The following is a 21,513-nucleotide window of genomic DNA, read 5'->3' as shown; positions in this document are numbered from 1 at the left end:
CTTCCTCACCCCCACCGCACCTGAAACACCTCCACCTCCAGGGAAGGAAACAAGGCGATGCCCGGTACGGAAAGCGCCGATCTCCTCCGCGACGCCGGAGCGGTCCTGCAGCCCGGCTTCGCCGGTCTGACCGCGCCCGAGTGGCTGCGTCGCAGACTGGGCGACGGCGAGCTCGGCGGCGTCGCCCTGTTCGGCCGCAACATCCGCACCCCGCAGCAGGTCGCCGCGCTGACCTCGGAGCTGTACGCGCTCAACGGGGACCTGCTGGTCGCCACCGACGAGGAGGGCGGCGACGTCACCCGCCTCGAGGTGGTCAGCGGCTCCTCCTACCCGGGCAACCTGGCGCTCGGTGAGGTCGACGACACCGACCTCACCGAGCGGGTCGCCCGCTCGATCGGGTTCGACCTGTCCAGCGTCGGCGTGAACCTGAACTACGCGCCGGACGCGGACGTCAACTCCAACCCGGACAACCCGGTGATCGGCGTCCGGTCCTTCGGCGGCGACGGCGACCTGGCCGCCCGGCACACCGCGGCGTACGTCCGCGGCCTGCAGTCGGCCGGCGTGGCGGCCTGCGCCAAGCACTTCCCCGGCCACGGCGACACGGCCGGCGACTCGCACCTCGGGCTGCCGCGGATCGACCTCGCGCTGGACCAGTTCGCCGAGCACCTGCTGCCGTTCCGCGCCGCCATCGCGGCCGGCGTGAAGAGCATCATGACGGCGCACATCCTGTTCGACGCCTACGACGCCCAGCTCCCCGCGACCATGTCGCAGCGGATCCTGACCGGCCTGCTCCGCGAGGAGCTCGGCTTCGACGGGCTGATCGTCACCGACGGCATCGAGATGGGCGCCATCTCCGGCACCCACGGCGTCGCGGCCGGCTCGGTGCGGGCCATCGCGGCCGGCGCCGACACCATCTGCGTCGGCGGCGGCCTGCACGACGAGGACGCCTTCGTCTACCTGCGCGACGCGCTGGTCTGGGCGGTCCGCGAGGGCCGGCTGTCGGCCGACCGCCTGCACGAGGCGGCCGAGCGCAACCGGGCCGTGGCCCGCTGGTCGGCCGGTGTCCGGGCCTCCCAGGTCGGGCAGCAGGCCGAGGTCGGCGTCGGCCTGACCGCCGCCCGCCGGGCGCTGCGGATCACCGGCGAGCTCCGCCCGCTGGGCGGCGTCCCGCACGTGGTGGAGTTCTCCCCGGGCGCGAACATCGCGGCCGGCGACGAGACCCCGTGGGGCGTGGCGAGCCCGCTGGGCGAGCTGGTGCCGGGCACCACCTCCAGCCGGGTCGCGCCGCCCGCGACCGTGACCGAGGGCTCCGGCCTGCTGCACGTCGAGGTGGCCGCCGAGGACGCCGAGATCGACACCGCCCCGCTGCTCGGCGCGGCGGTCGGCCGTCCGCTGGTGCTGGTGGTGCGCGACGTGCACCGGCACCCGTGGATGCGCCGGGCCGCGCTGGCCCTGGTCGAGCACCGGCCGGACGCGGTGCTGGTGGAGACCGGCACCGCCCACGGGGTCGCCGAGCTGTTCGCCCCGAGCGGGGTGACCACGCTGGCCACCTACGGCGGGTCGCGGGTCTGCGCGATCGCGGCCGCGGAGGCCCTCGCGGGGCTCGCGGTGACGGCCGCCCAGGCCGGCTGAGACACTCGGGACGGGCCCGGGACGGGCGCCCTGCGCCGGTCCCGGGCCCGTCGTGCGTCCGGCGGCGGGTCCGGGCCGCTCGGCCGGGCTCCGGGGCCGCCGCCGACCGGTCCGCGGGCCGTCCGGCGGCGGCGAATGCGGCCGGGGGCTCACGGTTGTCCCCCCGTGCGTGCAAACATGTGCTGTTACATAGGACTTAGGGGTCCGTTAAGGGACCGCCTCCAACGAGGAGTGAGAGCTGCCATGAGTGGCGACAGGGACACGGCGGCGGCGCTCGCCGAAGGCTCCACCGTGCCGACCCAGACCGGCCCTGCCACCGCCACGGCCCGGGTCCCCAAGTACTACGGCCTCAAGCGGCACCTGCTGCAGCTGACCGAGACCCAGCCGGCCGGCACGCCGGTCCCGCCGGAGCGCGCGCTGGCCGCCCAGTTCGACACCTCGCGCACCACCGTCCGGCAGGCCCTGCAGGAGCTGGTCGTCGAGGGCCGGCTGGAGCGCATCCAGGGCAAGGGCACCTTCGTCGCCAAGCCGAAGGTCGCCCAGGCCCTCCAGCTCACCTCGTACACCGAGGACATGCGCGCCCAGGGCCTGGAGCCGACCTCCCGGCTGGTCGAGGTCGCCTACATCTCCGCCGACGAGCGGCTGGCCCCGCTGCTGGACATCAAGCCCGGCGGCCGGGTGCTGCGGATCGAGCGCCTGCGGCTGGCCAACGGCGACCCGATGGCGATCGAGGTCGCCCACCTGTCCGCCAAGCGCTTCCCGGCGCTCCGCCGCAACCTGGCCAAGCACAACTCGCTCTACACGGCGCTGCGCGAGGTCTACGGGGTGACGGTCGCCGAGGCCGAGGAGACCATCGAGACCACCCTCGCCAACCCGCGCGAGGCCGGCCTGCTCGGCTCCGACCTGGGCCTGCCGATGCTGCAGCTGTCCCGGCACTCCTTCGACGCGGACGGCGCGCCGGTGGAGTGGGTGCGCTCGATCTACCGGGGCGACCGCTACAAGTTCATCACGCGGCTGAACCGGCCGGCCTGACCACCGGCTCTTCCGGTTCCTCCGGGACGACGCAGCATCACGCGGCTGAACCGGCCGGCCTGACCACCGGCTCTTCCGGTTCCTCCGGGACGACGCAGCATCACGCGCCTGAACCGGCCGGCCTGACGCGTCCGCGTCCGACACGTTCGGGTGGTCGCCGGGTTCCCGGTTGACGGGGTAGTGACAAGGGTCACCCGTCTGCCCTAGCCTCGCGGGGACCTTCCGATCACCGAGGGTGCTGCTCGGCGGACGCACGGCCGTGTGCGTTGCGGCGCCACTGAGGTGACTCCTCGTCAGCCTCCGGGAGCCGCTCGTGCCGTCGTCGTCCCCGTTCCCTCCTCCTTCGGGCGCTCCGGGCGCCCCGCCCGTGGTGTCCGCCGCCCGGGTGCTGGCGGGCCTGTGCCTGCTGGTGCCGATCGTGGTGATGCTGTGGGTGCCGTCCTACCGCAAGGCCGCGCCGGATCTCGGCGGGATGCCGTTCTTCTACTGGTACCAGCTGCTGTGGGTGCCGCTGTCGGCGGTGTTCTCCGGCGCGGCGTACCTGTTGCTCAGGCGTGACGAGGCGGCCCGCCGGGCCGCCTCCGCCGTCTCCGGGGCCGTCTCCGGGCCGCTGGACGGGGGCCGGGCGTGAAGCACGTGGACTGGACCGCGATGACGGTCTTCCTGCTGTTCTTCGTCCTGGTGACGGTGATGGGCTTCCTGGCCTCGCGCTGGCGGCGGCCGGACGACGCCCAGCACCTGCACGAGTGGGGCCTGGGCGGCCGGAGCTTCGGGACCTGGGTGACCTGGTTCCTGCTCGGCGGCGACCTGTACACGGCGTACACCTTCGTCGCGGTGCCGGCGGCGGTCTACGCGACCGGCGCGATGGGCTTCTTCGCGGTGCCGTACACGATCATCGCGTACCCGCTGGTGTTCCTGTTCCTGCCCCGGCTGTGGTCGGTCTCCCGGGTGCACGGGTACGTGACGCCGGCCGACTTCGTGCGCGGCCGGTACGGGTCGCGGGGGCTGTCGGTGGCGGTGGCGCTGACCGGCATCCTGGCGACGATGCCGTACATCGCGCTGCAGCTGGTCGGCATCCAGGCGGTGCTGGACGTGCTGGGCGTGGGCGGCAGCGGGAACTGGTTCCTGCAGGACCTGCCGCTGTTCGTGGCGTTCGGCGTGCTGGCCGCGTACACGTACTCGTCGGGGCTGCGGGCGCCGGCGCTGATCGCGTTCGTGAAGGACGCGCTGGTGTACGTGGTGATCCTGGTCGCGGTGGTGTACATCCCGATGCGGCTGGGCGGCTACGGGAGCGTGTTCGACTCCGCGGCGCGGAAGTTCTCGGCGCCGGGCTCGGCGGGCAAGCTGATCCTCGGCCCGGACAAGCAGTGGGCGTACGCGACGCTGGCGTTCGGGTCGGCGCTGGCGCTGTTCATGTACCCGCACTCGGTGACCGGCGTGCTGGCGTCGAAGTCGCGCAACACGGTGCGCCGGAACATGGCGATCCTGCCCGCGTACTCGCTGATGCTGGGGCTGCTGGCGCTGCTCGGCTTCCTGGCGATCGCGGCCGGGGTGGGCAAGGGCGTGCCGAACTTCAACAGCCAGCTGGCGGTGCCGCAGCTGTTCGCGGACATGTTCCCGTCCTGGTTCACCGGGGTGGCGTTCGCGGCGATCGGGATCGGGGCGCTGGTGCCGGCCGCGATCATGTCGATCGCGGCGGCGAACCTGTTCACCCGCAACGTCTACAAGGAGTTCCTGAAGCCGGGCGCGACGCCGGCCGAGGAGACCCGGGTGGCGAAGCTCGCCTCGCTGCTGGTGAAGGTCGGCGCGCTGGCGTTCGTGCTGGTGCTGGACAAGCAGGCGGCGATCAACTTCCAGCTGCTGGGCGGCCTGTGGATCCTGCAGACCGCGGTGGCGCTGGTCGCGGGCCTGTTCACCCGCTGGTTCCACCGCTGGGCGCTGCTGGCGGGCTGGGCGGTCGGCATGGTGTACGGGACGTGGCAGGCGTGGGGGGTGTCCACCCCGAAGGTCAAGCACTTCGCCGGCAACAGCACGGAGATCCCGGGGATCGGCCAGACCGGCTACATCGGCCTGACCGCGTTCGTGCTGAACGCGGTGGTGGCGGTGGTCCTGACACTGGTGCTGCGGGCCCTGAAGGCCCCGGAGGGCGCCGACGAGACGGCGCGGGCCGACTACTCCGCCGAGGCCGGCGACGAGGCGCTGGAGCACGCTCCGCAGCCCGCGGCGGCGCACTGACGCACCGGGGGCGCACACCGTGCGTCCGTGCGCCCTCTGGTCGCGCCGTTGCCCCGATCGACACCGGGGTGACGGCGCGATCGTCTGTTATGACCGGCCGTTCGGCGGAGAGACCGGGAGAGACGACACACCGCACGCGCCGACGACCACCGGGAGCCACCGCCATGACCGACCTGAGCACGCTGCGCAACGGGCACCGGCCGGAGGCGGAGCGGCCGGAGCCGCCGCTCCGCCTGCCCTCGGTGCTGATCGCCACCCGGCACGGCGAGTCGACCGCCAACGTGGAGTTCCGGCAGGCGGACGCCAGCGGGGCGCTCGCCGTCCCGATCACCTGCCGGGACGCCGACATCCCGCTCTCCCTGCACGGCCAGGACCAGGCCCGCGACCTGGGCCGCTGGTGGGCCGAACGGCCGCCCGCCGACCGGCCGCGCTCGGTCTGGTGCTCGCCGTACGTGCGCACCGCCGAGACCGCCCGGATCGCGCTCGCCCAGGCGTCCGGCCTCGGCGCCGTCCCGGTCGGCCTGGCGGTGCGCTACGACGAGCGGCTGCGCGACCGCGAGCTGGGCGTGCTGGAGATGCTCACCAAGGCCGCGATCGAGCGCGACCACCCCGCCGAGGCGGCCCGCCGGCGGCGGATGGGCGAGCTGTACTACCGGCCGCCGGGCGGCGAGTCCTGGCTGGACGTGGCGCTGCGGGTCCGCGGCCTGCTGCGCGACCTGGGCGAGGAGGAGGCGGGCCGGCCGGTGCTGGTGGTCGCGCACGACTGCACGGTGCTGATGCTGCGGCACGTGCTGGACCGGCTCACCGAGGACGAGCTGCTGGCGCTGGACCCGGTGGCGAACTGCTCGGCCAGCGTCTGGCGGGCCGACGGGGGGCGGCTGCGCCCGTCCAGCTGGAACCAGACCGGCCACCTGACGTCCTGAGCCCTGCCCGTCCTGCCGCCCTGCCTGTCCTGCCGCCCTGCCTGTCCTGCCGCCCTGCCTGTCCTGCCGCCCTGCCCGCCCTGCCGCCCTGAGCCCGGGCCCCCGCTACGCCCCGGCGGCCCGTCCCGGGCCGCCGAACGCCCGCCGGTAGGCCAGCGGGGTGGTGCCGAGCCGGCGGCCGAAGTGGTGCCGGAGCGCGGCGGCGTTGCCGAAGCCGCAGCGGGCGGCGACCGCGTCGACGCTCTCGCCGGTGGACTCCAGCAGGTGCTGGGCGAACAGCACCCGCTGGCCGGTGAGCCAGCGGTGCGGGGTGGTGCCGGTCTCCTGCCGGAAGCGGCGGGCGAAGGTCCGGGGCGACATGTGGGCGAGCCGGGCGAGCTGGTCGACGCCGGTCTCCCGGTCGAGGTGGCGGCGCATCCACTCCAGCACGGCGGTCAGCGCGTCGCCCTCGCACTCGGGCAGCGGCCGGTTGATGAACTGGGCCTGGCCGCCGTCCCGGTGCGGGGCGACGACCATCCGGCGGGCGATCGCCCGGGCCACCTCGGCGCCCTGGACCTTGCGGACCAGGTGCAGGCAGGCGTCGATGCCGGCGGCGGTGCCGGCCGAGGTGATCACCGGGTCGTCGTCGACGTACAGCACGTCGGGTTCGACGGTGGTCAGCGGGAAGCGCTCGGCCATCAGCTCGGCGTACTGCCAGTGGGTGGTGCAGCGCCGGCCGTCGAGCAGGCCGGCGGCGCCGAGCAGGAAGCTGCCGGAGCAGATCGACAGCAGGTGGGCGCCGCGGTCGTGGGCGGCCCGCAGCGCGGCGAGCAGCGGTTCGGGGTAGTGGGCGCGGATGCCGGTGGCGGTGGCGATGACCAGGTCGGCGTCGGCGAGCCGCTCGGGCCCGTGCGGGACGTCGACGGTGAAGCCGGCGTGGGTGCGCATCGGCCCCGGCCGGTCGCCGACCAGGGCGAAGTCGTAGACCGGCAGGCCGGAGGCGCTCCGGTCGAGGCCGAACACCTCGCAGGCCACGCCCAGTTCGAAGGGGTGGATCTCTTCGAGGACCACCACGGCGACGTTGTCGAGCTTCCGCATCGGTCCAGGATGGCAGTGGCAGGATTTCGTGGCAATGGTGCGTTCCTGCCACTCGTCGGCCGGGGGCCGGGGGCGGAGAGTGGAGGCATGACCACCGCACTCGCCCTGCTGGGCCTCCTCGGCGGTTTCGGCCTCATCGGCGCCCTGGTCGGCCGCGACCTGGAGCGCCACGGCCGGACCGGCCGCGACACCGTCCACCGCCCGACCGGCTACCCCTTCGACCCGGACCTGGCCGACCCGCGCCGCCGCCGGTCCGGCACACTGTCCGGATGCAGCCTCCGATCGTCCGCCGCGCCCTCGTCCACGACCTCGCCGGTGCCGGGGAGGTCAGCGTCGCGGCCTTCGTCGGCGACGGCCACACCCGTCCCGACTCGCCGTACGTCGAGCTCCTCCGCGACGCCGCCCGGCGCGACCGGGAGGCCGAGCTCCTGGTCGCCGTCGACGGTTCCGGAGCCGTGCTCGGCTGCGTGACCTTCGCGCCCGGCGGCACCCCGTGGGCGGACACCGCCGGGCCCGGCGAGGGCGAGATACGGATGCTCGCGGTCGGGCCGGCGGCCCGCGGCCGGGGCGTCGGCCGGGCCCTGGTGGAGGCGTCGATCGCCCGCAGCCGGGAACTCGGGCTGGGCGGGATGGCGTTCTCCACCCGTCCGGCGATGACCGCCGCGCACCGGATCTACGAGGCCCTGGGCTTCGTCCGGACGCCCGAGCGGGACTGGTCGCCGGTGCCCGGCACCGACCTGATGGTCTACACGATGCGGTTCTGAGGCGGTTCCGAGGCGGCTCCGGCGCCGTTTTCGTTGTCTACGCGCGGCGCCACCGCCGCGACACGCGCTACTACATCTGGTGCTTCCAGATCCAGCCACCACAACATGTATGCTCACTCTCGCTGTCGACGCAGGGGAACCCGGTGAAAGTCCGGGGCTGCCCCGCAACGGTGAGCGGGCTGTAGCGACGCCCGCGCAGTCCGAGGACCTGCCGACGGTGTGCGACACGGCATCCCCGCAGACGCCTTGTGCAGCACAGCTTTGCCGTCCGGTCTCGCGGGCGGACCGGGGGTGGGTCTTCGCGCGCCGGAACGCGTTCTCGTTCCCCCGTGCCGCCTTCCCCTGGCCGCGTGCGGTCCCGGACACCCCGAGCCACGTCCGCCGCCGCCACAGGAGAGAGTGCGCCTTGACCGTCGCCGCCTCAGTCACCCTGCCGTCCCAGGGATCCGCCGACGCCTTCACCGACCCCGGTGCGGCGTTGCTCCGGCTGCTCACCGACCGCAGCACCGACCTCCCCCAGGTGGACCCCGGCCACGTCGCCGCCGCCGCCCTGCGCGGCCGGCACGCCGGTTCGGACTTCGCCGAGCTCCGCGGGCTGGCCGTCGAGGCCGCCGCGTCGATGATCGCCGAGGACCCGCAGTACTCGAAGCTGGCCGCCCGCCTGCTGGCGCTGGAGATCCGCGACGAGGCCGCCACCCAGCAGGTCACCTCGTTCTCCTCCTCGGTGGCCGTGGGCCACGCCGAGGGCCTGATCGGCGACGCGACCGCCGCCTTCGTGGCCGCGCACGCCGACCTGTTCGACTCGCTGGTGGACGAGGCGGGCGACGACCGCTTCGAGTACTTCGGCCTGCGCACCGTGCAGTCCCGCTACCTGCTGCGCCACCCGATCACCCGCAAGGTGGTCGAGACCCCGCAGCACTTCCTGCTCCGGGTGGCGGCGGGCCTGGCGGTCGGCACCTCCGAGGAGTCGGTGCGCGAGGTCGCCGAGCTGTACACCCTGATGAGCCGGCTGGAGTACCTGACCAGCTCGCCGACGCTGTTCAACTCCGGCACCCGGCACCCGCAGATGTCCTCCTGCTACCTGCTGGACTCGCCGCTGGACAACCTGGACTCGATCTACAACCGGTACGCGCAGATCGCCCGGCTGTCCAAGCACGCCGGCGGCATCGGCCTGTCCTACTCGCGGATCCGCTCGCGCGGCTCGCTGATCCGCGGCACCAACGGCCAGTCGAACGGCATCGTCCCGTTCCTGCGCACCCTGGACTCCTCCGTGGCGGCGGTCAACCAGGGCGGTCGGCGCAAGGGCGCGGCCTGCGTGTACCTGGAGACCTGGCACGCCGACATCGAGGAGTTCCTGGAGCTCCGCGACAACACCGGCGAGGAGGCCCGGCGCACCCACAACCTGAACCTGGCGCACTGGATCCCGGACGAGTTCATGCGCCGGGTGAACGCCAACGCCGACTGGTCGCTGTTCTCCCCGGCGGACGTGCCGGAGCTGGTCGACCTGTGGGGCGCCGACTTCGACGAGGCGTACGTGAAGGCCGAGCTGGCGGGCAAGGCCGTGCGCACCATCCCCGCGCAGACCCTGTACGCCCGGATGATGCGCACCCTGGCGCAGACCGGCAACGGCTGGATGACCTTCAAGGACGCCTCCAACCGGGCCGCCAACCAGACCGCGCTGCCGGGCCGCACGGTGCACTCCTCGAACCTGTGCACCGAGATCCTGGAGGTCACCGACGACTCCGAGACCGCGGTCTGCAACCTCGGCTCGGTCAACCTGGGCGCGCACGTCGCCCCCGGCGCCACCGCCGCCGACCTGCTGAACGCGATGGACTGGGACCGCCTGGACGCCACCGTCCGCACCGCGGTGACCTTCCTCGACCGCGTGATCGACATCAACTTCTACCCGACCACCGAGGCCGGGACGTCCAACTCCCGCTGGCGCCCGGTCGGCCTGGGCGTGATGGGCCTGCAGGACGTCTTCTTCCAGCTGCGGATCGACTTCGACTCCGCCGAGGCGGTCGCCCTCTCCACCCTGATCGCCGAGCGGATCATGCTCACCGCGTACGAGCGCTCCGCCGACCTGGCCGAGCGGTTCGGCCGGCACGAGGCGTACGGCGAGACCCGGGCGGCCCGCGGCCAGCTGCACGTCGACCACTTCGGCGCGGCGAACCCGCAGTGGACCGAGCGCTGGGACGCGCTGCGCGCCCGGATCGCCGAGGTCGGCCTGCGCAACTCGCTGCTGCTGGCGATCGCCCCGACCGCGACCATCGCGTCCATCGCCGGCGTGTACGAGTGCATCGAGCCGCAGGTCTCCAACCTGTTCAAGCGCGAGACCCTCTCCGGCGAGTTCCTCCAGGTCAACCCGTACCTGGTGCGCGAGCTCAAGGAGCTCGGCGTCTGGGACCAGCAGACCCGGGACGCGCTGCGCGACGCCAACGGCTCCATCCAGGAGTTCAACTGGCTGCCGCAGGAGGTCCGTTCGCTGTACCGCACGGCGTGGGAGCTGCCGCAGCGGGCGCTGATCGACCTGGCCGCCGCGCGCCAGCCCTACATCGACCAGAGCCAGTCGCTGAACCTGTTCATGGCGGCGCCGACCATCGGCAAGCTCTCCTCGATGTACTCGTACGCCTGGAAGGTCGGTCTGAAGACCACCTACTACCTGCGCTCCCGCCCGGCGACCCGGATCGCCCAGGCCGCGCCCGGCGCCGCCCGCACCGCCGCCCCCGTCCCGGTGCAGACCCCCACCCTCTCCCAGGCCGAGCAGGACGCCATCGCCTGCTCGCTGGAGAACCCCGAGTCCTGCGAGGCCTGCCAGTAATGAGCACCGAAGACCGCAAGAAGATGCTGCTCGACCCGGGCTTCGAGCTGACCCTGCGCCCGATGCGCTACCCGTCGTTCTACGACCGGTACCGGGACGCGATCAAGAACACCTGGACCGTGGAGGAGGTGGACCTGCACTCCGACGTCGCCGACCTCGCCAAGCTCTCCGAGGGCGAGCGGCACATGATCGGCCGGCTGGTCGCGTTCTTCGCCACCGGTGACTCGATCGTCTCCAACAACGTGGTGCTGAGCCTCTACAAGCACATCAACTCCCCCGAGGCCCGGCTCTACCTGTCGCGGCAGCTGTTCGAGGAGGCCGTGCACGTCCAGTTCTACCTGACGCTGCTGGACACCTACCTGCCCGACCCGGAGGACCGCAACGCCGCCTTCGCCGCGGTGGAGAACATCCCCTCCATCGCGCAGAAGGCCCAGTTCTGCTTCAAGTACATGAACGCGGTCGACCACATCGACTCGCTCCGGTCCAAGGAGGACCGCCGGGCCTTCCTGCTCAACCTGATCTGCTTCGCGGCCTGCGTCGAGGGCCTGTTCTTCTACGGCGCGTTCGCCTACGTGTACTGGTTCCGCAGCCGCGGCCTGCTGCACGGCCTGGCCACCGGCACCAACTGGGTGTTCCGCGACGAGTCGATGCACATGGACTTCGCGTTCTCCGTGGTCGACACCGTCCGCGAGGAGGAGCCCGACCTCTTCGACGACAAGATGGCCCGGCAGGTCACCGAGATGCTGGAGGAGGCCGTCGAGGCCGAGCTCCAGTTCGCCCGCGACCTGTGCGGCGAGGGCCTGCCCGGCATGAACACCGAGTCGATGCGCGAGTACCTGCAGGCCGTCGCCGACCAGCGCCTCGCCCGCCTCGGCCTGCCGATCCGGTACGGCTCGACCAACCCGTTCGGCTTCATGGAGCTGCAGAACGTCCAGGAGCTGACCAACTTCTTCGAGCGCCGGGTCTCCGCCTACCAGATCGCCGTCGAGGGCTCGGTCTCCTTCGACGACGACTTCTAGGCCGCCCCGCACTGCTGCGCCGAATGTCCGGCCCCGTATCCTACGGGGCCGGACATTCGGCGTCGTACGCCTCCACTCCTCATCGATCCGAGGACCCCATGAGCAGCACCAGCACCACCACGCCGGCGGCCCACCCCCGGCTGCCCTCGCAGGCCGACGGGGCGCCCGGGGCCCGGGGGCCGCGACGCCCCCGGCTGTACGTCCTGGACGGCCTGCGGCTGCTGGCGGCACTGGCCGTGGTGCTCTACCACTACACCGGACAGGACCGCGAGCTGGCGGTCTGGGGCGACAAGGCCGCGCACTTCATGCCCCGGCTGCACGCCCTGACCATGTACGGCTGGGCCGGGGTCGAGTTCTTCTTCCTGATCAGCGGCTTCGTGGTCTGCATGTCCTGCTGGGGCCGGTCGCTCGGCGACTTCGCCACCTCCCGGATCACCCGGCTCTTCCCCGCCTACTGGTTCGCCGTGCTGGCCACCGCCGCCGCGCTGTTCGCCGTCCGGCCGCCGTGGGCCGCGCGGATCACCGCGGAGTCCTACCCCAACGTCATCGCCAACCTGACGATGGCCCAGGAGGGGATCGGCGCCGTCCACGTCGACGGCGTCTACTGGACGCTCTGGGTCGAGCTGCGCTTCTACTTCCTCTTCGGCCTGCTGCTCATCGGCGGCCTGACCTACCGCAAGGTGGTCGCCTTCTGCGCCGGGTGGACGATCCTCTCCGTCTACCTCGCGCACACCGACGTGCCGCTGCTCGACACCCTGTTCTTCCCGCGGTACTCGAGCTACTTCGTGGCCGGCGTCGCGCTGTTCCTGGTCCACCGCTTCGGCCCGACCCTGATCAACCTGGGCCTGGTCGGCGTCTCCTGGGCCCTGTCCGTCTGGCACCTGCGCACCATCGTCGCCGAGATCAACTGGCTGCCGCTCTCCTACGACCGGACCTTCGCGCTGATCACGGTCTTCTACCTGGTGATGCTCGCGGTCGCGCTGGGCTGGTTCAACCGGATCCAGTGGAAGTGGCTCACCACCGCCGGCGCCCTCACCTACCCGCTGTACCTGATCCACGAGTACCCGGGCTTCATCCTGATCCACCACTTCCGCCGGTCGATGGGCCCCTACGCCCTGGTCGCCTCCGTGGTGGCGGTGATGCTGGTCGGCGCCTGGCTGGTCCACCGCCTGATCGAGCGCCCGCTCGCCCCCCGCCTCAAGCGCGGCATCGAACGCGGCCTGGTCGACCTGCGCAAGCACTGACCCCGGGCGGCCGTCAGTCGTTCGGGACGGTGGCGTACTTCGGGGTGCCGTCGGCCATCTGCCGCAGCGCGTCCTTGCGGTCGCGCTTGGAGAGCCGGTCGATGTACAGGTACCCGTACAGGTGGTCGGTCTCGTGCTGGAGGCAGCGGGCGAAGAAGCCGGTGCCCTCGACCCGGATCGGGTTGCCGTCCTTGTCCTGGCCGGTGACGGCCGCGTAGTCGGGGCGGGCCAGCTCCTGGTAGGCGGTGGGGACGGACAGGCAGCCCTCCTGGCTGTCGTCCAGCGCCCGGCGGCCGGCCGGGAGCTCCTCCAGCACCGGGTTGACCACGTGGCCGACGTGCCGGACGCCCTCGTCGTCGGGGCAGTCGTAGACGAAGACCTTCAGGTCGACGCCGATCTGGTTGGCGGCCAGGCCGACGCCCTCGGCCGCGTACATCGACTGGAACATGTCGTCGATCAGCGCGGACAGCTCGCCGTCGAACGCGGTGACCGTCCTGACCTCGCGGTGCAGCACCGGGTTGCCGACCACGGTGATCGGACGCGCGGTGCCCTTGCTCAGGTCGGGCCCCTCGCCGACCACGCGCGGCACCCCGCCGTCCTCGTGACCGTGGTCGTGGTCGTGGTCGTGCGCGTGGTCGTGTCCGTGGTGGTGGTCGTGCTGCTCGGCCATCGCTCGCTTCCGCTTTCGTCCGTCCGCCTGCTGTACCGGTCCAGGGTACGGGGCGCGGCCGGGGCGGGCGGCACCTCCCGGCGGGTCAGCAGACCTCTTCGAGGTCCCGGTAGGCGCGGGTGGCCGGGGAGGCGGCGGCCCAGCGCTCCAGCAGGGAGCGGACCAGGCCGGCCGGCGCGGCGATCCCGCACTCCCGCTCGACCTGCCAGGGGCCGCCGGCCGAGCCCTGGCTGAGGTGGCTGAGGTGGCCGGGGTGCAGCGGGTCGCCGTCGTCGTGCGGGTCGTGGTGCGCGGTGTGGCCGTCGTCGATCGCCATCCGGGACTCCGAGCAGGTGCGGCACAGCAGCCGCACCGAGGACGTCCAGTCCTCGGCCGCGTACCCGGCGTCGGCGACGGTCTTCTCCAGCGCGTCCCGGTCGGCGGCGGTGGCGGCCTGCAGCAGCACCACCCAGGTCGGCACCGGGGACGGCGCCCACAGCTCGATCTCGTCGAAGACCGGGTAGGCGACGCCGTCGGCGACCCGCTCGCCGTGCGGGGCGCCGTCGTGCAGCACCACCTCGCCCCAGCGGCGGCCGGAGGACGGCAGCGGGATCGACAGCACCTCGATCCGGGCCGGGTCGAGCCGCCGCCCCCACACCACCTCGGACTCGCCGTCCGGGGAGAGCCGCACCGGGGTGGTGCCCAGGTCGAGCTCGATCGGCCCGTCCAGGCCGGGCCCGCCGGGCAGCCGCAGCCCGTACGCCTGCCAGGCGCGGCGGGCCAGCGGCCAGTCCTGCAGGGCGGTCGCGGTGATGCCGAGGTTCCACCAGTCCGGGGCGCCGTGCTGGCGGTCGAGCAGGGCGACGGCGCGCAGGCCGGCCGAGCGGGCCTGCTCCCAGTCGCGGCGGAACTTGTGCAGCAGGGCCAGGTTGAACCAGGAGTCGGACAGCCACGGCTCCAGGTCGGCGGCCATCACCAGCAGCGCCCCGGCGTCCTCGTAGCGGCCGTCGCCGATCAGCGTGAACGCACGGTCGGTGGTCTGCCGCCAGGTCGCCGACGGACGGTGCCGTGCGCGGTGGAAGATCCTCACGTTGGTCCCTTGCCGTCGGTCGTCACCGGGTCGCCCCGCCTCCGGGTCTTCCCGCCACGACCGCATCCAACCACGGCCGCCCCCGGCCGCGCGCCCCGCGCGGCCATTCAGGCCGCCGGGCAGCGGCCCCGGTCCGGGCCGCGGGCCGCCCGGTGGCCGCGGCGGCCGAGCCGGCCCAGCGCCTCCAGCACCACCGGGTCGTAGCCGTGCCCGGCGTCCAGCCGCAGGTGCTCCAGCGGGTCGAGGACGGCGCGGGCGCCGGCCCGGGCGCCGGTCCGGGGGCGGTCGGCGGCGGCGGTGCGCAGGTCGTCGTGGGCGTTGGCGACCCGGATGATCCGGGAGGCCAGCGGCAGCGTCGGGTCGTGCCGGCCGTCGGCCAGCCGGCACGGGTCGGCGAGCCGGGCGACCTGCTGCCACACCTGCCGGGGCACCCCGGTGCGCTGGATCACCTCGCTGCCGAGCCGGGCGATCCGCTGCTGCTCGCCGTCCGGCAGCAGCGCGGTCGCCCCGCCCGGCACCGGTTCGACCAGCGACAGCTGCCCGATGTCGTGCATCAGCGCGGCGTACTCCAGCAGCGTCAGCTCGCGGCTGCCGAGCCCGAGCTCGCGCCCCAGCGCGCACGCCGTGTCGGCGACCCGGCGGGCGTGCCCGGGGGTGGTGTAGCCGGCGATCTCGGTGGCCCGGGCCAGCGTCTCGATGGTCTGCCCGGTGGTGGCCCGGACCGCGACGGCCCGCCGGAACGACGCCTGGGCGAGCAGCAGCGGCAGGCAGAACACCGGCAGCGCCCACAGCCCGGCCTCCCCGGCGAGCAGGCTCAGCAGCAGCCCGGTGGCGACCTGCGCGGAGCCGATGCCGAGCAGCGCGTGCAGCTGGTCGTCCAGCGCGGCGGCGTACCGCAGCCCGGTCCGGGCGCACTGCTGGGCGGCGGCCAGCACCGCGTCGCCGAGCGCGGCCAGCGCGGCCACGCCCGCCAGCAGCGCCCCGTACGCGGGCCCGGACAGCCGGTCGGTGACGCCCGCATTGTACAGCGGCTGGAACAGCAGCGCGGCGAACGCCACGGTGACCAGCCGGCGGGCGGCGGCGTCCAGCCCGACCGGCGGGACGCAGGGCCGGTGGCGGGCGGCGGCGAGCGCCCGCCGCCCGGCGTACTGGGCGCCGAGCCCGGCCGCCGTGCCGACCGCGGTGACGGCGGTGACCTGCAGCACGCCGTGCGTGGTGGGCAGCCCGTGCAGCGGCCCGAGCAGGGCGTACGCGAGGGCGACGGCGGTGGCGACCGGCGCGGGCTCGCGGTCGCCGGGCAGCGCGGGCCCGGCGCACTGGCCGAGCGCGACCAGTCCGGCGAAGGCCAGCGCGACGCCGCCCTGGGCGACGCCGTCGGCCAGGGCGTGCACGGCGGCGGCGGCGCCGAGCAGCCCGGCCAGCGCGAACAGCAGGTCGGCCGGGGCGGGGCGGCGGGTGTTCACGCCGCTCCCCCGGTCGGCAGGCCGGTGCCGCTCTGCTGGGGCAGCCGGGCCGGTTCGGGCACGCCGAGCGGGATGTCCGGCACCTCGCCGTCCCAGCCGCCGGGCGGCGGCGGCTCGGGCTGCCAGCCGTGCTCGGCGACCGCCCGGACCAGCGCGCCGACCATCACCGGGTCGAACTGGCTGCCCGCGCAGCGCTCCAGTTCGGCGACCGCCTCCGGGACGGGCCGGCCGCGCCGGTAGGAGCGGGTGGAGGTCATCGAGTCGAAGGCGTCGGCGACCGAGATGATCCGGGCGAACTCGGGGATCCGCTCGCCGGCCAGCCCGTGCGGGTAGCCGCGGCCGTCCATCCGCTCGTGGTGGTGCAGGATGCCGTCCCGGCCCTCGCCGAGGAAGTCCAGCTGGCGCACCAGCTCGTGCCCGAACACCGGGTGCACCTCCACCGCGCGCCGCTCCGCGTCGGTCAACGGGCCGTTGCGGCGCAGCAGTTCGGTCGCCACGGCGAGCTTGCCGACGTCGTGCAGGGTGCCCGCGAAGTGCAGCGTGCGGACCCGCTCCTCGGCCAGGCCGAGCTGGCGGGCGATCAGCACCGAGGCCCGGCCGACCCGTTCGCTGTGGCCGCGGGTGTACGCGTCCTTGATCTCGACGGCCTGCACCAGCGCCTGCACGGTGGCCCGGTGGGCGGCCCGCTCGCGGTGGCCCTGCGCGGACAGCCAGGCGGTGATGGTCAGCGGCAGCAGCCCGAGCACCGCGGCGAACGCCCCGTACGGGCCCTGCCAGAGCACCGCGATCATCAGCCCGCCGGCGCCGTGCAGCAGCGCCGCGGGCGCGGCCCGGCGCAGCGCGCCCAGCGCGCCCGGGCCGACCGCGCCGCGGGTCAGCCGGATCATCCCGGCCACCAGCACGCCGTTGACCAGGCAGAACGTCAGGATCGCGGCCAGGGCGCCGAGCGCGGCGCCGGGGAACCTGGTGCCGAGCAGCAGCCGGGCGCCGCCGAGCAGCCGGAACACCTCGGCGGCGGCGGCCGCGGCCAGCGCCAGCTGGGCGCCGTTCCACAGCCGGCGCGGCCCGCGCGGCGGGGCGGCCGGGCCGAGCAGCGCGCCCGGCAGCGCGACCAGGGCGGCGGCGGCGGGCGGCAGCATCAGCACGCCGGCGAACAGGACGGGGAAGAAGCCGCTGCCGCGCGGGTCGGCGTGCGCCTCGTCGGCGGAGCGGCCGCGGACCCAGCGCCAGATCCGGGCGCACGGGGTGCGGGCGCCCTGGGCCAGCGACTCCAGGCACAGGTGCAGCAGGGCGAGCAGGCCGATCCGGGGCCAGTCGAACTCGGGTCCGGCCGCGGCCAGCGGCAGCAGCACGGCGGCCGCGGCCGTCAGGACGGCGGCCAGGTAGAGCACGGCCCGGCCCGGCAGGACGGCGGCGTTCCGCTCGCGTTGGCATTCGCTTCCGCTGGCGATCTCGGCCTCCCCCGCCCGTACCGGGCCCTCCGACGTGAGGACTCGTCAGAGAATAGGGCCCGCCCGCACGGGCGGGGCGCACGATCGCGTATCGCCGCAGCCGGAGCAGCGACAGCTCACTCGATCGAGTGAGCGCTACTCGGCGGTGGCGACCGCCGAGCCGTGTCCGGCCGCCTTGTCGACCGTCACCTCGATGCTCACCGCGGACACCTCGATCACCGAGGTGTCGACCTCGCCGGAGCGCTGGGTGCGGATCGAGTCGATCCGGGCCAGCACCTTGGCGCGGAGGTCGGTCGGGGTGTCGTCGCAGCCGCAGGAGCGCTTGATCAGCGCCTTGATCGCCTGCTCCAGGCCGTACTTCTCCAAGCACGGCGAGCACTCGTCGAAGTGCACCCGGAGCTTGACGCAGTCGCCCTCGGGCATCTCGTTGTCGAGGAATTCGTAGAGGTGGTCCAGCACCTCTCCGCACTCGGTCTCGTGCGGATCGCCGCAGCTCATGAGCCCGCGCCCTTCGCTTCCTGCCCTGCACCGGTACCGGCCGGGACCAGCCCCCGCTCGCGGGCGTAGTCCTCCAGCATGCCGCGCAACTGGCGGCGGCCACGGTGCAGTCGGGACATCACCGTACCGATGGGTGTACCCATGATGTCCGCGATCTCCTTGTAGGCAAACCCCTCGACGTCCGCGAGGTAGACCGCGATCCGGAATTCCTCCGGGATCGCCTGCAGCGCGTCCTTCACGTCGCTGTCGGGCAGGTGGTCGAGCGCCTGCGCCTCGGCCGACCGGAGGCCGGTCGACATGTGCGACTCGGCGCGCGCGAGCTGCCAGTCCTCGATCTCCTCGGCCGCGGTGCGCTGGGGTTCGCGCTGCTTCTTGCGGTACGAGTTGATGAACGTGTTGGTGAGGATGCGGTACAGCCAGGCCTTGAGGTTGGTGCCCTCGCGGAACTGGTGGAACGACGCGTACGCCTTGGCGAACGCCTCCTGGAGCAGGTCCTCCGCGTCGGCCGGGTTGCGGGTCATCCGCAGCGCCGCCGAGTACATCGGATCCAGGTAGCCGAGCGCGTCGCGCTCGAAGCGCTCGCGCCGGGCCTCCTCGGTCTCGTCCTCGGACACCCGGAAGGTGTCCTCGCCGATCGCCTCGGCCAGTTCGTCGCCGGTGAGCTGTTCGCCCTCCGGACGGCCCTGGTCGGCGCCAGCAGCGCCCGACACGGCCGCGTCATCGGTCCCGACGACCGGACCCACCTCCTCGGAAACCCGCACACGGCCCACCTCGGGCCGACCCGCAAGCGAGGATATCGGGCTGACCGGCTTCTCGCCCGCGACAACCCACTCCGACCAGTCCGGCAGGAGCGCGGACTGCGCCGCCCGCTCTTCCGGCCGCTCGCGGCACGCGATCGAACCCATGGACGCTGCCTTTCCACCGGGGCATCTTCTGACGACTCGTGCAACCCCGCCCGCCGCCGCCGCATTCCCGGCCGCCCCGCCTGAGGCGCAACTCACTTCCCGCGCGGCGCCCTTGCCGCCCCGGCCTCGCCCCGGAGCGGGACCCGGAGCCGGCGGGCGGAGCCCCGGGGCCGTGATCGGCGGCCGCCCCACCGGAGCGCCGGACCGCCCGGGCGCGGCGCCCTGCCCTGCCCTGCCCCGGGGCCGGCGGCACCCGGCACCGGCCCCGGAGCGGGGGCTCAGACCGGCCGGAGCCAGTCCGCGACCGCGTCCGTGACCAGCCGCAGTGCCTCGTCCTGGGTGAGCGGCGCCCGCTTCGGGACCTTGAAGCCGTGCCCGGCGTGCGGGACGTCCACCAGCCGGTGGCCGGTCGGGAGGGCCGGGAACTCCGCCGGGGTGCCGAAGGTGTCCGCGCCGCCCTGGACCACCAGGGTGGGCAGGCCGGTGCCGAGCAGCTCGTCCGCCCGGCTCCGCTCCGGCCGGCCCGGCGGGTGCAGCGGGAACGCCAGCGCCAGGACGCCGGCCGCGCCGAGGCCCGCCGAGGTCCGGCAGGCCACCCGGGCGCCGGCGCTGCGGCCGCCCGCGTACACCGGCAGGCCCTCCGCCGCGGCTGCCGCGAACTGCGCGGGCCAGCCCGCGTCGAGCGCGGCCGGCGCCGGGGCGAGCTTGCGCCCGGCCACCCGCCACGGCTGCTCGGCGAGCACCACGGTGACCCCGCCGCCCGGCAGCGCGGCGGCGAGCGCCCGCAGGTCGGGCGCCTCGACCCCGCCGCCCGCGCCGTGCCCGAGGAGCAGGACGGCCCGCGGCTCGACGGCCCGGAACCAGTGGAGCCGGGCGTCCCCGGCGGGAGTGGCGATGATCCGCTGCATGCCGCAGAGCGTATAGACGAGCACCCCCGCCCCCCGCGCACCCGCCCGGAGGGCACTCCCCCGCCTGCCCCCGCGAACCCACCGGAAGAACCTGCCCACCCCCGCCCGGAGGGCACTCTCCCCACCCCCGCCACCCCCGCCCGAAGGGCTTCTCGTCCCCCCACCCGCCCGGAGGGCACTCCCCACCCCCGCCACCCCCGCCCGGAGGGCTTCTCGCCGTTCAGAACAGCGTGGTGTCGTCGTCCTCGGTGCGCGGCCGGGTCAGTCCGGGGTGGTTGTTGCGGATCCGGCCGACCTCGTCGGGGACCGCGTGGATGCGGAGGTCGCCGGGTGGGGGCGGGGTGAGGTCGGCGGTCTCGGTGTGCGGGTCGAGCCAGGCGTCCCAGCGGTCGGGGCCGAGGTAGAGCGGCATCCGCTCGTGGACGGGGGCGAGCAGGGGTTCGGCGGCGGTGGTGACGATGGTGCAGGTGACGAGCCAGGCGTCGGGGTGGTCGCCGGGGTGGGTGCGGTCGCGCCAGAACTCGTAGAGGCCGGCCAGGGCGAGCGGGTGGCCGTCGGCGCGGTGGACGAAGTAGGGGCGGCGGGGCGGGCGGGAGAGGTCGTCGGTGGGGGCGGTCTGCCACTCGTAGTAGCCGTCGACGGGTATCAGGCAGCGCCGGGCGGCGTAGGCCTGCCGGTAGGCGGGTTTCTCGTGGACGGTCTCGGCCCGGGCGTTGATCATCTTGACGGCGGTCTCCCGGCTGTTCGCCCAGCCGGGCACCAGGCCCCAGCGCAGCGCGTGCAGTTGGCGGACGGGCCGGCGCTGTCCGCGCGGGGCGCGGTCGAGGACGGCGTAGGTCGGCGCGGTGGGGGCGACGTTCCAGCTGGGCGCGATCGTCTCGGTCGGGTCCCACTGCTCGACGCCGAACAGGCGGACGAGTTCGGCGGGGTCGGTGGAGGAGGCGAAGCGTCCGCACATGGCGCCCAGCTTGCCAGAGCGCGGCGGGCCAGAACCAGCGGCTACCGGCGGCCCGTCCTTCCGTGGGAGGCTGCCCGCCCCGGGCAGGGGAAGCGGACGGTGAGCGGAGGCCGGCGTGGTGGACTTCACGGCGTGGTGGGAGCGGTTGACGGCCGCGCAGCCGGACCCGCCGTCCTGGCTGGTGTGGGGGACGGCGGCGGTGGCGTTGCTGGTGGTGGCGGTGCGTCCGCTGTGGCGGGCGGCCCGCACGGTGGTGACGATCGCGCACGAGGGCGGGCACGGGCTGACGGCACTGCTGACCAGGCGGAAGCTGGCGGGGATCCGGCTGCACTCGGACACCTCGGGGTTGACGGTGTCCTCCGGGCGGCCGACCGGCCCGGGCATGGTGCTGACCGCGGCGGCGGGCTACCCGGCGCCGTCGCTGCTGGGCCTGGGCGGGGCGGCGCTGCTGGCGGCGGGGCGGACCACCGCGCTGCTGTGGATCGGGATCGCGCTGCTGGCGGCGATGCTGCTGACGCTGCGCAACCTGTTCGGGGTGGCGGCGGTGCTGGTGACCGGCGGGGCGTTCGTCGCGGTGTCCTGGTACGGGACGGCCGAATGGCAGGGGGCGTTCGCCTACCTGGGGGTGTGGTTCCTGCTGCTGGCGGGGGTGCGGCCGATGCTGGAGCTGTGGGTGACCCGGCGGCGCGGCGGCGCGCCCGGGTCGGACGCGGACCAGCTGGCGCGGCTGACGGGGGTGCCGGGGGCGTTGTGGGTGGTGCTGTTCCTGGTGGTGGCGCTGGCCTGCCTGGGGCTGGGGGCGGCCTGGCTGCTGCCCCGGTAGCGGCGGCGGGCCTCATAGACT

Annotated in this window: 19 protein-coding genes and 1 riboswitch; of the genes, 10 read left to right on the top strand and 9 right to left on the bottom strand. The window is 74.2% G+C overall.

Going from position 1 to position 21,513, the window contains the following annotated elements:
- The first annotated feature begins 57 nt into the window (after positions 1-57).
- From KSE_RS24345 to KSE_RS24325, 5 genes are all read left to right on the top strand, one after another.
- Positions 58-1,632, top strand: coding sequence for a glycoside hydrolase family 3 protein (locus KSE_RS24345; RefSeq protein WP_014138012.1), 1,575 nt, complete (start codon positions 58-60; stop codon positions 1,630-1,632).
- Between the two features lie 243 nt (positions 1,633-1,875).
- Complete coding sequence (locus tag KSE_RS24340) at positions 1,876-2,664, top strand: GntR family transcriptional regulator (protein ID WP_014138011.1); 789 nt, start codon at positions 1,876-1,878, stop codon at positions 2,662-2,664.
- A 367-nt stretch (positions 2,665-3,031) separates the two neighbouring features.
- Entirely contained in the window at positions 3,032-3,295 is a 264-nt protein-coding gene (locus KSE_RS24335) for a DUF3311 domain-containing protein (RefSeq protein WP_269450314.1), read from the top strand.
- A 20-nt stretch (positions 3,296-3,315) separates the two neighbouring features.
- A complete protein-coding gene (mctP, locus tag KSE_RS24330; protein ID WP_193365978.1) occupies positions 3,316-4,899 on the top strand; it encodes a monocarboxylate uptake permease MctP in 1,584 nt (527 codons plus the stop codon).
- Between the two features lie 164 nt (positions 4,900-5,063).
- Entirely contained in the window at positions 5,064-5,822 is a 759-nt protein-coding gene (locus KSE_RS24325; RefSeq protein WP_014138008.1) for a histidine phosphatase family protein, read from the top strand.
- A 105-nt stretch (positions 5,823-5,927) separates the two neighbouring features.
- On the opposite strand, the gene KSE_RS24320 is transcribed toward KSE_RS24325, so the two are convergent.
- Positions 5,928-6,899, bottom strand: a complete 972-nt coding sequence (locus tag KSE_RS24320; protein WP_014138007.1) for a helix-turn-helix domain-containing protein — start codon at positions 6,897-6,899, stop codon at positions 5,928-5,930.
- A 269-nt stretch (positions 6,900-7,168) separates the two neighbouring features.
- Here KSE_RS24320 and KSE_RS24315 point away from each other — a divergent pair, with 269 nt between their 5' ends.
- From KSE_RS24315 to KSE_RS24300, 4 genes are all read left to right on the top strand, one after another.
- Entirely contained in the window at positions 7,169-7,663 is a 495-nt protein-coding gene (locus tag KSE_RS24315) for a GNAT family N-acetyltransferase (protein ID WP_014138006.1), read from the top strand.
- A 103-nt stretch (positions 7,664-7,766) separates the two neighbouring features.
- A riboswitch (cobalamin riboswitch) is annotated at positions 7,767-7,893 on the top strand.
- A gap of 176 nt (positions 7,894-8,069) precedes the next feature.
- Positions 8,070-10,484 carry a ribonucleoside-diphosphate reductase subunit alpha gene (locus KSE_RS24310; protein WP_014138005.1) on the top strand — a complete coding sequence of 805 codons (2,415 nt, stop codon included), beginning with the start codon at positions 8,070-8,072 and terminating at the stop codon, positions 10,482-10,484.
- Positions 10,484-11,503: a ribonucleotide-diphosphate reductase subunit beta gene (locus tag KSE_RS24305; RefSeq protein WP_014138004.1), complete on the top strand. Its 1,020-nt coding sequence runs from the start codon at positions 10,484-10,486 to the stop codon at positions 11,501-11,503. The genes KSE_RS24310 and KSE_RS24305 overlap by 1 nt, the downstream gene beginning before the upstream one ends.
- 98 nt (positions 11,504-11,601) lie before the next feature.
- Positions 11,602-12,747: an acyltransferase family protein gene (locus KSE_RS24300; protein ID WP_014138003.1), complete on the top strand. Its 1,146-nt coding sequence runs from the start codon at positions 11,602-11,604 to the stop codon at positions 12,745-12,747.
- Positions 12,748-12,760: 13 nt separating this feature from the next.
- On the opposite strand, the gene def is transcribed toward KSE_RS24300, so the two are convergent.
- From def to KSE_RS24260, 8 genes are all read right to left on the bottom strand, one after another.
- A complete protein-coding gene (gene def / locus KSE_RS24295; RefSeq protein WP_014138002.1) occupies positions 12,761-13,417 on the bottom strand; it encodes a peptide deformylase in 657 nt (218 codons plus the stop codon).
- 85 nt (positions 13,418-13,502) lie between these two features.
- Positions 13,503-14,486: a tetratricopeptide repeat protein gene (locus KSE_RS24290; RefSeq protein WP_014138001.1), complete on the bottom strand. Its 984-nt coding sequence runs from the start codon at positions 14,484-14,486 to the stop codon at positions 13,503-13,505.
- Between the two features lie 107 nt (positions 14,487-14,593).
- Positions 14,594-15,949 (bottom strand): HD-GYP domain-containing protein, encoded by a 1,356-nt coding sequence (locus tag KSE_RS24285; protein ID WP_014138000.1) that lies wholly within the window; start codon positions 15,947-15,949, stop codon positions 14,594-14,596.
- Entirely contained in the window at positions 15,946-17,340 is a 1,395-nt protein-coding gene (locus tag KSE_RS24280) for an HD-GYP domain-containing protein (RefSeq protein ID WP_014137999.1), read from the bottom strand. Before KSE_RS24280 ends, KSE_RS24285 begins: the two co-directional genes overlap by 4 nt.
- A 195-nt stretch (positions 17,341-17,535) precedes the next feature.
- Positions 17,536-17,898 carry a mycothiol system anti-sigma-R factor gene (rsrA, locus tag KSE_RS24275; protein WP_014137998.1) on the bottom strand — a complete coding sequence of 121 codons (363 nt, stop codon included), beginning with the start codon at positions 17,896-17,898 and terminating at the stop codon, positions 17,536-17,538.
- Positions 17,895-18,608, bottom strand: coding sequence for a sigma-70 family RNA polymerase sigma factor (locus tag KSE_RS24270; protein WP_014137997.1), 714 nt, complete (start codon positions 18,606-18,608; stop codon positions 17,895-17,897). Before KSE_RS24270 ends, rsrA begins: the two co-directional genes overlap by 4 nt.
- A 473-nt stretch (positions 18,609-19,081) precedes the next feature.
- A complete protein-coding gene (locus tag KSE_RS24265) occupies positions 19,082-19,711 on the bottom strand; it encodes an alpha/beta hydrolase family protein (protein WP_014137996.1) in 630 nt (209 codons plus the stop codon).
- Positions 19,712-19,931: 220 nt separating this feature from the next.
- Positions 19,932-20,669, bottom strand: coding sequence for an SOS response-associated peptidase (locus tag KSE_RS24260; protein WP_014137995.1), 738 nt, complete (start codon positions 20,667-20,669; stop codon positions 19,932-19,934).
- Positions 20,670-20,784: 115 nt separating this feature from the next.
- On the opposite strand from KSE_RS24260, the gene KSE_RS24255 reads away from it, so the two are divergent.
- Positions 20,785-21,492 carry a M50 family metallopeptidase gene (locus KSE_RS24255; RefSeq protein WP_014137994.1) on the top strand — a complete coding sequence of 236 codons (708 nt, stop codon included), beginning with the start codon at positions 20,785-20,787 and terminating at the stop codon, positions 21,490-21,492.
- The last annotated feature ends 21 nt before the right edge of the window (positions 21,493-21,513 follow it).

The sequence above is a fragment of the Kitasatospora setae KM-6054 genome (assembly GCF_000269985.1).
In the GTDB taxonomy this organism is placed as follows: Bacteria; Actinomycetota; Actinomycetes; order Streptomycetales; family Streptomycetaceae; genus Kitasatospora; species Kitasatospora setae.
Note: the sequence above shows the minus strand (reverse complement) of the source record. Positions and strands in the feature narration are given on the sequence as shown.